13 protein-coding genes and 1 tRNA gene are annotated in these 12,157 nt (G+C 76.0%); 3 read left to right on the plus strand and 11 right to left on the minus strand.

The genetic code is table 11. The annotated features are described in order from the left end of the window. Window positions 1–9 precede the first annotated feature (9 nt). Complete coding sequence (locus tag MN205_RS07780; protein ID WP_374115888.1) at window positions 10–1,167, minus strand: dihydrodipicolinate synthase family protein; 1,158 nt, start codon at window positions 1,165–1,167, stop codon at window positions 10–12. 65 nt (window positions 1,168–1,232) lie between these two features. After that, window positions 1,233–2,387, minus strand: a complete 1,155-nt coding sequence (locus MN205_RS07785; protein WP_242125963.1) for a Gfo/Idh/MocA family protein — start codon at window positions 2,385–2,387, stop codon at window positions 1,233–1,235. A gap of 337 nt (window positions 2,388–2,724) precedes the next feature. On the opposite strand from MN205_RS07785, the gene MN205_RS07790 reads away from it, so the two are divergent. Genes MN205_RS07790 through MN205_RS07800 form a run of 3 tightly spaced genes read left to right on the plus strand, consistent with a single transcriptional unit; the run spans window position 2,725 to window position 5,741 of the window. Next, window positions 2,725–3,777, plus strand: a complete 1,053-nt coding sequence (locus MN205_RS07790; RefSeq protein ID WP_242125965.1) for an efflux RND transporter periplasmic adaptor subunit — start codon at window positions 2,725–2,727, stop codon at window positions 3,775–3,777. 3 nt (window positions 3,778–3,780) lie between these two features. Beyond that, complete coding sequence (locus MN205_RS07795) at window positions 3,781–4,509, plus strand: ABC transporter ATP-binding protein (protein ID WP_242125967.1); 729 nt, start codon at window positions 3,781–3,783, stop codon at window positions 4,507–4,509. Further along, window positions 4,509–5,741 carry an ABC transporter permease gene (locus MN205_RS07800; RefSeq protein WP_242125969.1) on the plus strand — a complete coding sequence of 411 codons (1,233 nt, stop codon included), beginning with the start codon at window positions 4,509–4,511 and terminating at the stop codon, window positions 5,739–5,741. The genes MN205_RS07795 and MN205_RS07800 overlap by 1 nt, the downstream gene beginning before the upstream one ends. A 55-nt stretch (window positions 5,742–5,796) precedes the next feature. On the opposite strand, the gene MN205_RS07805 is transcribed toward MN205_RS07800, so the two are convergent. The 9 genes from MN205_RS07805 to MN205_RS07845 form a co-directional block, all read right to left on the minus strand. Continuing rightward, window positions 5,797–7,161: a cystathionine beta-synthase gene (locus tag MN205_RS07805; protein WP_242125971.1), complete on the minus strand. Its 1,365-nt coding sequence runs from the start codon at window positions 7,159–7,161 to the stop codon at window positions 5,797–5,799. A 35-nt stretch (window positions 7,162–7,196) separates the two neighbouring features. Beyond that, window positions 7,197–7,550 carry a hypothetical protein gene (locus MN205_RS07810; RefSeq protein WP_242125973.1) on the minus strand — a complete coding sequence of 118 codons (354 nt, stop codon included), beginning with the start codon at window positions 7,548–7,550 and terminating at the stop codon, window positions 7,197–7,199. Window positions 7,551–7,561: 11 nt separating this feature from the next. Then, entirely contained in the window at window positions 7,562–8,374 is an 813-nt protein-coding gene (locus MN205_RS07815) for a Bax inhibitor-1/YccA family protein (protein WP_242125975.1), read from the minus strand. 100 nt (window positions 8,375–8,474) lie between these two features. Further along, window positions 8,475–8,558 (minus strand) — tRNA-Leu (locus MN205_RS07820). 58 nt (window positions 8,559–8,616) lie between these two features. Next, the gene (locus MN205_RS07825; protein WP_242125977.1) at window positions 8,617–9,495 is read right to left on the minus strand and encodes a uracil-DNA glycosylase; all 879 of its coding nucleotides are present in this window, start codon (window positions 9,493–9,495) and stop codon (window positions 8,617–8,619) included. 2 nt (window positions 9,496–9,497) lie between these two features. Then, window positions 9,498–9,941, minus strand: a complete 444-nt coding sequence (locus MN205_RS07830; protein WP_242125979.1) for an SRPBCC family protein — start codon at window positions 9,939–9,941, stop codon at window positions 9,498–9,500. 102 nt (window positions 9,942–10,043) lie between these two features. Further along, the gene (locus MN205_RS07835; protein ID WP_242125981.1) at window positions 10,044–11,018 is read right to left on the minus strand and encodes a Ppx/GppA phosphatase family protein; all 975 of its coding nucleotides are present in this window, start codon (window positions 11,016–11,018) and stop codon (window positions 10,044–10,046) included. Then, the gene (locus tag MN205_RS07840) at window positions 11,015–11,602 is read right to left on the minus strand and encodes a DUF501 domain-containing protein (RefSeq protein ID WP_242125983.1); all 588 of its coding nucleotides are present in this window, start codon (window positions 11,600–11,602) and stop codon (window positions 11,015–11,017) included. The genes MN205_RS07835 and MN205_RS07840 overlap by 4 nt, the downstream gene beginning before the upstream one ends. 64 nt (window positions 11,603–11,666) lie before the next feature. Next, on the minus strand, window positions 11,667–12,157 hold a 491-nt coding region (locus MN205_RS07845), incomplete at its 5' end, for a septum formation initiator family protein (protein WP_242125985.1).

A 12,157-nucleotide genomic window follows, 5' to 3' on the forward strand; every position in this document is an offset into this window, starting at 1 on the left:
CCGGGGATGTCAGGCGTCGAAGCCGTGCACGGCCAGGTAGGTGCGCAGGCGACGGGCGCCCAGCTCCGGGTCGGCCAGCACCCCGGCCTCGTCGGCCAGCCGGAACGTCTCGGCCTGGTGCACGGCGCTGCGGGCGGAGTGCAGGCCGCCGACCATGGCGTACCCGTCCTGGCGGCCGTCGAGCCAGTTGAGGAACGCGATGCCCGCCTTGTAGTACGGCGTGGGTGCGCCGAACACGTGCCGGGCCAGCGGCAGCGTGGGGTCCAGCGCCGCGTGGAACCCCGCGGTGTCGTCGGCGTCCAGCCGGGCCAGCGCGGCGGCGGCGGCCGGGGCGATGCCGGCGAAGATGCCGAGCAGGGCGTCGGAGCGGTGCTCGCCGTCGCCGGCGATGAGCTCGGGGTAGTTGAAGTCGTCGCCGGTGTACAGGCGCACCCCGGCCGGCAGCCGGCGGCGCAGTTCGCGTTCGTGCCCGGCGTCCAGCAGCGAGACCTTGACCCCGTCGACCTTGTCCGCGTGGGCGTGGACGAGCTCGACGAACGCCTCGGTGGCGGCGGCGACGTCGCGCGAGCCCCAGTAGCCGGCCAGCGCGGGGTCGAACACCTCGCCCAGCCAGTGCAGCACCGCGGGGCGCTGCACCTGCGCCAGCAGGCGCCCGTACACGGCGGCGTACTCCTCGGCGCTGCGGGCGCTGGCGGCCAGGTGCCGGCTGGCCATGAGGATGACCTGGGCGCCGGCGTCCTCGACGACGGCGACCTGCTCCTCGTAGGCGGCGACGACGTCCGCGACCGGGTGCACGCCGGGGGCGAGCTGGTCGGTGCCGGCACCGGCGGCGATGCGCCCGCCGACGGCCGCGGCCTCGGACGCGCTGCGGCGCACCAGCTCCGCCGTGGCGGCCCAGTCCAGGCCCATGCCGCGCTGGGCGGTGTCCATGGCCTCGGCCACGCCCAGGCCCAGGCTCCACAGGCGGTGCCGGAAGGCGAGGGTCGCCTCCCAGTCCAGGTCCGCCGGCGCGCCGGGCACCGTCTCGGAGCCGGTGCGCGGCACGACGTGGGCGGCGGCGAACGCGATCCGGCTGGTGGCCGGGCCGCTGGGGACCTCCCACGCGACGGGCTCGTGCACGGCGTGCTCGACGACCTCGACCCCGCCGCCGGCGGTGCGGCGCGGCAGGCGCAGCACGGTGCCGGTGGTGCTGCGCCCCGCGGCGGTGGCCGGGCGCGCCTCGGCGGGGGCGCTCACAGGGCCAGCTCCGCCAGCTCGATCCGCCGGCCCTGCGCGGAGGAGGCCAGGCCCGCCTCGGCCAGGCGGACGCCGCGGGCGCCGGAGGCGAAGTCGTAGGGGTGCGGGGCGTCCTCGACGACGTGGCGCACGAACTGCTCCCACTGCACCTTGAAGCCGTTGTCGAAGCCGCCGGGCTCGTTGTCGGGGACTTCCAGCCAGTCGTCGCGGTAGCGGTGCTGCTCGGGCAGGTCGGGGTTCCACACGGCGCGCGGGGTGGCGCTGCGCGGCTGCACGCGGCAGCCGAACAGGCCGGCCACGGCGCTGCCGAGGGTGCCGTCGACCTGGAACTCGACGAGCTCGTCGCGGTCGACGCGCACGGCCCAGGAGGAGTTCAGCTGGGCGATGATCCCGCCCTCGAGCTCGAAGATGCCGTAGGCGGCGTCGTCGGCGGTCGCCTTGTAGGCCTCGCCGTTCTCGTCGTGGCGGACGGGCACGTGGGTGACGGCGCGGGCGGTGACGGCCTCGACCGGGGCGATGATCTGCTCCAGCACGTAGTTCCAGTGGCAGAACATGTCGGCGACGATGCCGCCGCCGTCCTCGGCGCGGTAGTTCCAGCTGGGGCGCTGGGCGGGCTGCCAGTCGCCCTCGAAGACCCAGTAGCCGAACTCGCCGCGCAGGGACAGGATCTCGCCGAAGAAGCCGGAGTCGACGAGCCGCTTGAGCTTGCGCAGGCCGGGCAGGAACAGCTTGTCGTGCACGACGCCGTTCTTGACGCCGGCGGCGGTGGCCGCCTCGGCCAGGCGCACGGCGCCCTGGAGCGTCTCGGCGGTGGGCTTCTCGGTGTAGACGTGCCGGCCGGCGGCGATCGCGGCGAGGATGGAGCGCTCGCGCACCGAGGTGAGCTGCGCGTCGAAGTAGACCGGGTAGTCGTCGTCGGCGAGCGCGTCGTCGACGCTGGTGGTCCACCGCTCCAGGCCGTGCCGCTGGGCGATCTCGCGCAGCTTGGCCTCGTTGCGGCCCACCAGCAGGGGCTCGAGCTGCACGCGGCTGCCGTCGGAGAGCTCCACACCCCCCTGCTCGCGGATCGCCAGCACCGAGCGCACCAGGTGCTGCCGGTAGCCCATGCGTCCCGTGACGCCGTTCATCACCACTCCGAGGCGCTGCGTCATCGCTGCTCCTCCTCCTCACCGGGTCGCGCCCCTCCTCGGGGCGTGTTTGGAAAGCGCTTCCCCGACGGTAGGCCCCGAGGGCGCCCCGGTGCAAGGACCCCACCGGCACCGCCCCGCGCGAGCCGCGCCTCGTTGAGCCCTGGAGCACCACGGAACCTCCACGACCCGGCGGGGCGCCGTCCGCCCCGAACGCTCACGGGCGACCCTCAGCCGCTGCTAAGTTCGCCGCACTCGCCGAGCCGTTCGGGGGATCGGCGGCGGGGGCCTCGACGCGCTCCCCCGCGCGTCCCCCGGCGCACCGCGCAGCACCCCCCAGGACCACCCGGAGGTAGAGCGCGTGGGCGTCTTCCGCACGATCGTCTTCCCCTCGCTGCGGCTGGTGGTGTGGGCCGCCATCGCCGTCGCCCTGCTGTGGCTGGCCTTCGGCCGCGCCACCACCCCCGACGGGGAGGCCGCCGCCAGTCCCTCCGCGGTGCTCGAACCCACCACCACGCCCGTCGTGCGCGGCGACGTGGTCAACACCGTCTCCCTCACCGGCACCATCGCCGCCGACCCCGCCACCACCGTGAAGTCCACCGCCGCCGGCGAGGTCGGCAAGGTGCGCGCCGAGGTCGGCCAGGCCGTGGAGAAGGGCACCGTGCTGTTCACGGTCCTCGTGCCCGTCGAGGAGACCGCGGCCGCGACGCCCCCCGCCGCCGACCCAGCGGCGCCGGCCGCGCCGGCGCCCCCCGCCGCCCCGCGCACCCGGACGGTGAACGTCACCGCCCCCGCGGCCGGCACGCTGGCCACCCTCGACGTCCTGCCCCAGCAGCAGGTCAGCGTCGGGCAGGCCGTCGCCACCGTCTCCCCCGGCACCCTCAGCGCCTCCGCGCCGCTGACGCAGGAGCAGCAGTTCCGGCTGCTCGCCCCGCCCACCACCGCGCAGGTCACCGTCCCCGGCGGGCCCGGCACGTTCGAGTGCACGGACCTGCGCACCGGCACGCCCGACGCGGCCGCGCCCGAGGCGCCCGCCCCGGACGCCGGCTACGTGGACCCGTACGCCGACCCGGCCCAGGCCGCCACCGGCGCCACCGTCTCCTGCCGCGTGCCCGACGGGGTGCGGGTGTTCGCCGGTCTGTCCGCCACCGTGGACGTCACCGCCGGCTCGGCCACCGGGGTGCTCACGGTGCCCGTGACCGCCGTGCGCGGCCGCGTGGACACCGGCACCGTCTGGGTCGTCGACGAGACCGGCGCGCAGGTCGAGACCGAGGTGCGCCTCGGCCTGACCGACGGCGCGGTCGTGGAGGTCACCGAGGGGCTGACCGAGGGCGCGCAGGTCCTGCAGTTCACGCCCGGCGACGACCAGGTGAGCGACCCGTACGCCCCCGGCGGGATGTACGGGGGGTACTGAGCGATGACCGCCACGCTGTCCCTGCAGCAGGTCAGCCGCTCCGTGGCCCTGCCCGACGGCACGACCCTGCACATCCTCACCGGCGTCGACCTCGAGGTCGCCGCCGGTGAGCACGTCGCCGTCGTCGGCCGCTCCGGCTCCGGCAAGTCGACGCTGCTGAACATCGTCGGCCTGCTCGACACCCCCACCACCGGTCGCTACCTGCTGGACGGGCGGCCCGTGAGCGGGCTGTCCGCCCGCCGCACCGCGCGCCTGCGCGGGGAGACCTTCGGTTTCGTGTTCCAGCAGTTCAACCTGCTGCCCGGGCGCACCGCCACCGAGAACGTCGCCTCCCCGCTGCTGTACGCCTCGGGCCGGGAGTTCCTGGCCCGCAAGCGCACCGCCCGCGCCATGCTCGAGCGGGTCGGCCTGGGCGGGCGGCTGGACACCATGCCGGAGAAGCTCTCCGGCGGTGAGCAGCAGCGCGTCGCGCTGGCCCGCAGCCTGGTGCGCCGGCCCCGCGTGCTGCTGGCCGACGAGCCCACAGGCGCCCTCGACGTCGATACCGGCTCGGCCGTCATGGACGTGCTGGAGGAGCTCGTGCGCGTGGACGGCACCACCCTGGTCACCATCACCCACGACCTGTCGGTGGCCGCGCGCGCCGACCGGCAGTTCCGCCTCGACCACGGCGTCCTCACCGAGATCACCCGCGACGCCCTCGCCGCGGCCACCGCGCACCGGGAGACGGTGTGATGGGCCGCTGGCTGCTGGGCCCCGTGGCCGCCGTCACCGAGGCGTGGGGCGAGGTGCGCGTGCACCGCACCCGCGTCGTGCTCTCCCTCGTCGGGGTGTTCCTGGCGGTGTTCGCCATGACCACCATCACCGCCGCCGGGAACATGGGCCGGCAGATGATGCTCGAGAGCAGCGAACGCTCCGGCGGTCGCGCGGCGACGCTGCAGGTCTCCGCCTACCCGAACGGCGCCGTCACCGCCGACGGCGCCGACGCGGCCGCGCGGGTGCTGCGGGAGACCGCCGAGCGCCACCGGGTCACCTGGTGGGGGCTCGTCTCCCAGGGGTCGGGTCAGATGACGGTCCGCTTCCCGTCGGGGGCGCAGCTCGTGACCTTCTCCGCGGTCGACCCCAGCTACGGGACCATGCACCGCGCCCTGACCGACCAGGGCCGCTTCTTCACCGCCGCGGACGGCGAGGCGTTCTCGCCCCGCCTGGTCGTCAACCGCGCGTTCGCCGACCAGCTCGGCGGTTTCGACGAGCAGGTGCCGCCGACGGTCGTGCTCGGCGGCGACCGGCCGGTGACCGCCACGCTCGTCGGTGTCATGGAGGTCCCCTACTCCGACCCGTCGATGCCCGCCGCGTACGTGCTGAACTCCGCCGCGCAGGCCTGGGGCCTGGTCGACCCGTCGACGAGCGGGCCGCCCTCCCTGGAGCTGTGGGTGCCCGACGCCGACGCGGAGGCCCTGACGGCCGCGCTGCAGACCGAGGTCCAGGCGAGCCTGCCGGGGTACTCGGTGAGCGCGTACCGCACCGACTTCGGCCAGGACCTCGGGGTGGTCGACGCGATCCTCGCCTACGGCGTGCGCGGGGTGGGTGTCTTCGCGCTCGTCCTCGGCGGCATCGGCGTGCTCAACGTCGGGCTGGTCACGGTGCGCCAGCGCATCCGTGAGATCGGCGTGCGGCGCAGCTTCGGCGCCACCGGCGGGCGCGTGTTCTTCGCGGTGCTGCTGGAGAGCGTCGCGGCGACCTTCGTGGCCGGGGTGGCGGCGGTGGCGCTGTCGGTGCTGCTGGTGTCGAACTTCCCGCTGGAGGCGGTGCTGCCGGCGGGGGTCGTCCTGCAGGACGTGCCGCCCTTCCCGGTGTCCGCTGCCGTCGAGGGCCTGCTGGCCGCCACGGCCGTGGGGGCGCTGGCCGGGATCGTGCCGGCCACCATGGCCGTGCGGGCGAAGGTCATCGACGCGATCCGCTACTGAGGACGCGACGGGGCCCCGCGGTGCGCGCNCGCGTCCCGGGTCGCCCGGGAGCGCGTCAGTGGCGGGTGGCCACGTACGCCAGCAGGTCCTGGCGCGTGATGACCCCGGCGGGCTTGCCGTCCTCGACGACCACGGCGGCGTCGGCGCGGGCGAGGACCTCGCGGGCCTCCTCCACGGACTGCCCCGCCCCCACCAGCGGCAGGGCCGGACCCAAGTGCGCGGAGACGGCGTCGGACATCTTCGCCGCGCCGCTGAACACCTTGTCCAGCAGGTCGCGCTCGGTGACCGCCCCGGCGATCTCCCCGGCCATCACGGGCGGCTCGGCGCCGACGACGGGCAACTGGGAGACGCCGAACTCGCGCATGATCTCGATGACGTCGTGGACCGTCTCGGTGGGGTGCGTGTGCACCAGGGCGGGCAGGCCGGCGGACTTCGCGCGCAGGACGTCGCCGGCGGTGCCGCCCTCGGCCTCGTCGAGGAAGCCGTAGGAGGCCATCCAGTCGTCGTTGAAGATCTTGCCGAGGTAGCCGCGGCCGCCGTCGGGCAGCAGCACGACCACCACGTCGTCGGGCCCGAGGTCCTTCGCGGCGCGCAGGGCCGCCACGACCGCCATGCCGCAGGAGCCGCCCACCAGCAGGCCCTCCTCGCGCGCCAGGCGGCGCGTCATCTGGAAGGACTCCGCGTCGGAGACGGCGATGATCTCGTCGGGGATCGAGGGGTCGTAGGCGCTGGGCCAGAAGTCCTCGCCCACGCCCTCCACGAGGTAGGGGCGGCCGGTGCCGCCGGAGTACACCGAGCCCTCCGGGTCGGCGCCGATCACCTTCACCGGGCCCTGCTCCTTGAGGTAGCGGCCGGTGCCGGTGATGGTGCCGCCGGTGCCCACGCCGGTGACGAAGTGGGTGACCTTGCCGTCGGTGTCCGCCCAGATCTCCGGGCCGGTGGTCTCGTAGTGGCTGCGCGGGCCGTTGACGTTGGCGTACTGGTTGGGCTTCCACGCCCCCTCGATCTCACGCACCAGGCGGTCGGAGACGGAGTAGTACGACTGCGGGTCCTCCGGCGGGACCGCCGTCGGGCACACCACGACCTCGGCGCCGTACGCCTTGAGGACGTTGCGCTTGTCGGCGCCGACCTTGTCGGGGCAGACGAACACGCACCGGTACCCGCGCTGCTGCGCCACCAGGGCGAGGCCGACGCCGGTGTTGCCGCTGGTGGGCTCCACGATGGTGCCGCCGGGCTTCAGGGTGCCCTCGGCCTCGGCGGCGTCGACCATCCGGGTGGCGATGCGGTCCTTCACCGAGCCACCGGGGTTGAGGTACTCCACCTTCGCCAGGACCGTGCAGGTCAGGCCCTCGGTGACGCGGTTGAGCTTGACGAGCGGTGTCCCGCCCACGAGGTCGACGACGGACTCGGCGTAGCGCATGGCGCCATTCTCGCCCACCGGGTCGCCCGCGCCTCTCACAGCCCGCGCCGCAGCTCCAGCACGACGTCCAGGGCGGCTGCGAGCGCCGCGTCGTCGCCGTGGGCGAGGACGTCGGCGCCGGTGACGGCGAGCTGGTCGCCCACGCCGTGCAGCGCCAGCCGGGGCAGCTCGCACCGCGGGCGGCCCTCGGCGTCGGCGGCGAGGTCGGCGAGCGCCTGGGCGGCGCGGCGCACCAGCTCGGCGCGGGGAGCGGTGGCGCCCTCGCGGGCCCGGTCCAGCTGGGACAGCGGCATCGAGCGCACCCGGTCGGCCTGCAGGGCCAGGACGCGCGAGAGCTCGGCGCGCACGGCCGCGGGGGCCGGCGCGCCGAGCTCGTCGGGCGTGCTCACCTGCTCGTCGATCAGTCGTCGCCGCGCAGGATGGCGATGAGGCGCAGGATCTCCAGGTACAGCCACACCAGGGTGACGACCAGGCCGAAGGCCGCGCGCCAGGACTCGTTCACCGGCAGGCCGTTGCGCACGCCCCGCTCGACGTAGTCGAAGTCCAGGACGAGGAACAGCGAGGCCAGCACGACGCCGAAGCCGCTGACGAGGATCGGCAGCAGCCCACCGCCGGAGTAGACGCTGGTGCCGCCGAAGGCGGCGAAGCCGAGGTTGACCACGGCGAAGACGAGGTAGCCGAGACCGGCGATCGTCAGGACCTTGGTGAACTTCGGGCTGTTGCGGATGAGGCCCGTCTTGTAGGCGAGCAGCATGGCCGCGAAGGCACCGAGGGTGCCGAGCACCGCCTGCCCGACGATGCCGTCGTAGAAGCCGGCGTAGGCGTGGGAGATGGCCCCCACGAAGACGCCCTCCACGGCCGCGTAGGCGAACATCACGCCGGGGCGGACCTTCTTGGACAGCTGCGCCCACATCGCCAGGACGAAGCCGACGAGGGCGGCGCCGATGGCGACGCCGAGCCCGACGTTCGCGAGCCACGCCGCACCGGCACCCAGCGCGAGGACGCCACCGAGCAGGGCGGTGCGCACCACGACGTCGTCCAGCGTCATCCGGCGCGACTGCGTCGGGGTGGCGGACGGCTTGCGGTACCAGTCCTCCAGCGTGCGCGCGTCCGCGTCGGCCGGTGCGCGGCCCGACGGCGGCGCGTCGAACGTGGCGTAGCCGCCGTTGCGGAACTCCGCGTTGCGGGCGAAGACCGGGTTCTTGCTCTGCATGGCTCCCTCCGGGGGCGAGTCGTTGCCTGTTCAACGCTCCGCGGGGTGCGGGCGTTCCCGCCCTCGGCGGCGCTCCCCGTGGGCGGGGAGCGCCGCGCGGTACCCGGGACGGGACTCGAACCCGCACGCCGCGAACGGCCCGGGGGTTTAAGCCCCGTGCGCCTGCCAGTTACGCCACCCGGGCGGGGGACGGCAGCAGGGTAGCCAGCCCGCGGCACCCCTCGGCGGGCCGGCTGCGCCCCTCAGGGCCCGGCCGCGCCGCTCAGCCGCGCGAGCCGGGTCACCACCGCGTCGAGCATCGGCTCGGTGAGGCGACCGGTGGCGGTGTTCTGCCGGCTGACGTGGTAGCTGCCCAGGAGGTGCACGGGGCCGGCCGGGGAGGTCAGCACCGCCTCGACGCCGTGCCCGAAGCGCGGCTGCGGGCGCGGCACCGCCCAGCCGGCGCGGCGGGCGGCGGTCAGCGCCGACGCCCAGGCGAAGGCGCCCAGCGCCAGCACGGCCCGCACGTGCCCGGTCAGCGCGGCCAGCTCCGCGTCCAGCCAGCCCGCGCAGGTGTCGCGCTCACCGGTGGTCGGCTTGTTGTCCGGCGGGGCGCAGCGCACCGGCGCCACGATGCGGGTGCCGATCAGCTCCAGGCCGTCGGCGGCGTGCACGGAGGTGGCCCGCGTCGCCAGGCCCGCGCGGTGCAGGGCCGCGACGATCCAGTCGCCGGAGCGGTCCCCGGTGAACATCCGCCCGGTGCGGTTGCCGCCGTGCGCGGCCGGCGCCAGCCCCACGACGAGCGCGCGCGGCGCGTCCACGCCCAGGCTGGGCACCGGCCGGCCCCAGTACGGCTCGTCCCGGTAGGCGCGGCGCCGGGTGCGGGCGACCTCCTCGCGCCAGGCGACCAGCCGCGGGCACGCCCGGCACACGCACGAGCGGGCCACCACCTCGCGCGCCCCGCCGGCCGCGGCGGCCAGGGCGCGCACCTGCCCGGCGTCGTGCGCGACGGGGGTGCCCGGTGCGGACGGGTCGCCCGGCCAGCCCGAGCCGGGCGGCACCGGGGAGCCGAAGGGGTCCCCGGTGGCCGGGTGCGGCAGCGGGGCCGGGGTGGCGGGGGCCGGGGTCGTCGGGCCGGGCACCGTCAGCGCGCGACGTCGACGGCGAGGTTGTCGAGCAGCTCGCCGTAGATGCGGTCCAGGCCGCGGGGGGCGAAGGTGCGCTCGAAGAAGCCCCCGACGCCGCCGGCGCCCTGCCACTCGTTGGTCACGACCACCTCGGCGGCGTCGGGCCCGTCGGCCTCGACCCGCCAGGTCGTCACCAGGGAGGAGTTGCGGTCCTTCTCCACCAGGGCGTGCGCGTCGGTGGAGCTGACGTCGGCGAGGACGTCGCGCACCCGCTTCTTCGTGGCGTGCAGCTTCCAGCGCACCTGCGTGCCGGGACCGATGCCGCCGGAGAGCACCGCGTAGTCGCTGAACTGCTCGGGCAGCAGCCGGGGGCGGGTGCCGTTGTAGTCGGCGAGGGCGGCCAGGACCTGCTCGGCGGGGGCGTCGATGCGCCGCGTGGTCGTCGCGCTGACGGTGCTCATCGCCTCAGCGTGCCAGCGGCGGCGCACCCCGCGCACGGCGAGCCGCCCCTGCCCGCGCACGGCGAGCCGCCCCTGCCCGGGCACGGCGGCGGGTGCGCTGCGTCACAGCGGCGCGGGAGGTGCGGCGGCGCGCTCGGCGGCGGAGAAGGCGGTGCCGTCGAGGATGTCGTGCTCGCTGGTGACGACCTCCGCCACCCCGGCCACCTCGGCGAGGTGGTCCAGCACGACCCGCCACACCAGGGCCCCGGCGCCGATGACGTCGACGCGGCCGGGGTGCACGAACGGCATCGCCGCCCGCTCGGCGCGGGAAGCGCCCAGCAGCCGGTCGCAGGCGGCGCGCACCGCGTCCACGGGCAGCCGCGCGCCGTGCAGGGCGCCGGGGACGTACGCGCTCAGGTCCAGGGCGGCCGCGGTGACGGTCGTGATCGTGCCGGCGACGCCGACGAGGGTGCGGGTGCGCTCCAGCGGCACCCGCCGGCCCACGGCGTCGAGGGCGGCGATGACGTCGGCGCGGGCGGCGGCCGCCTCCGCAGCGGTGGGCGGGTCCGAGCGCAGGTGCCGCTCGGTCAGCCGGACCGAGCCGACGTCCACCGACAGCGCGGCCTCCGGCTCGCCGTCGCCGAGGACGAACTCGGTGGAGCCGCCGCCGAGGTCGACCACCAGGAACGGCGCGGGCGAGGAGCCCAGCAGCTCGCGGGTGGCGCCGGTGAAGCTCAGCCGGGCCTCCTCGGCGCCGGTGATCACCTCGGGGTCCACGCCGAGGTGATCGCGCACGCCCGCGGCGAACTCCTCGCGGTTGGAGACGTCGCGGGAGGCGGAGGTGGCGACGAACCGCACGGCGCCCGGTGCGACGCCGTGCCGGCGGCAGGCGGCGGCGGCCTCGTCGACGGCGGCGAAGGTGCGCGCCAGCGCCTCGGGGGCGAAGGCGCCCGAGGCGTCCACGCCCTGCCCCAGCCGCACGATCCGCATCGTGCGCTCGACGTCGGTGAGGGCGCCGGTCGCGGTGTCGACGTCGGCGACGAGCAGGCGCAGGGAGTTGGTGCCGCAGTCGACGGCCGCGACGCGCTGGACGCTCACGCGCCGGGGCCCTCACCCTCGGGGTCCCCGGCGGAGCCCCCGTCGCCGGCGGCGCCGGGCGCGTCGAGGTGCGCGTGCGGGCAGGTGGCCGGCCAGCCGCCCAGCTCGCGCAGCCGCTGGAGGGTCTCGTCGCCGAAGGGGTTCACGCCCGGGCCGGCCGCCAGGGCGTGCCCGGCGAGGGCGTGCAGGCACTTCACGCGGGTGGGCATCCCCCCGGCGGACACACCGGCGATCTCCGGCACCTCGCCGTCGCCCAGGGCGGCGCGGCGGCGCAGGTAGTCCTCGTGGGCGGCGGCGTGGGCCGCGGCCAGCTCCGGGTCGGCGGCGAGCCGCTCGGTCATCTCCCGCATCAGCCCCGAGGCCTCCAGGGTGCTGATCGCGGAGGCGGCGAAGGGGTCCACGAGGTAGTAGGTGGTGGGGAACGGGGTGCCGTCGGGCAGGCGGGGGGCGGTCTCGACGACCTCCGGGCGACCGCAGGAGCACCGGTGCGCGACGCCGAGGACACCGCGCGGCACCCGGCCCAGCAGCGCGGCGATGCCCTCCAGGTCGGCGGCGGTGGGTGCCTCGTGGTGGGCCGCGCTCACCGGTCGGCCCGGCCGGTCGCGCCGGTGGTGGTGCTGGTGGTGCCGGTGGTGGTGCTGGTCGTGCTCATCGTCCTGTTCCGCTGCTGGAGGTGGGCTCCGGCTCGTCGTCCGTGAGCCCCGGGGTGGTGGCGTCGGCCGCGCCGGGCGTGGCCGCCACGCGCAGCGACTCCCAGATGTCCTCGTACCAGGCGGCCGCCGAGCCGACGGCGGCGGCCGCCGCCTCGGTGGGGGCCACCGCGTCGGCGTCCTCACCGCCGGCGACCACGTAGGGCGTCTCGCCCGGCAGGACGTAGTGCAGGCGGGCGCGCGCCTGGGTCATCACGTAGGCGTCGTCCTGCCAGCGCGCGACCTGCTCCTGCCCGGCGGCGAGGTCCTCGCGCTGCTGGCTGATGCGCGCCTCGAGGCGGCCGATCTCCGAGCGCTGCTCCAGCCACTTCTGCCAGCTGGGCAGCAGGAAGACGGCCAGCACCAGCAGCAGGGCGCTGAGGACGAGCACGCGCGGACCGCGGGTGCGGCGCGCGCCCGCCGAGGCGGTGGCGCTGCTGCGCCCGCGGG

The sequence above is a fragment of the Kineococcus sp. TRM81007 genome, from assembly GCF_022669155.1.
GTDB lineage: Bacteria > Actinomycetota > Actinomycetes > Actinomycetales > Kineococcaceae > Kineococcus.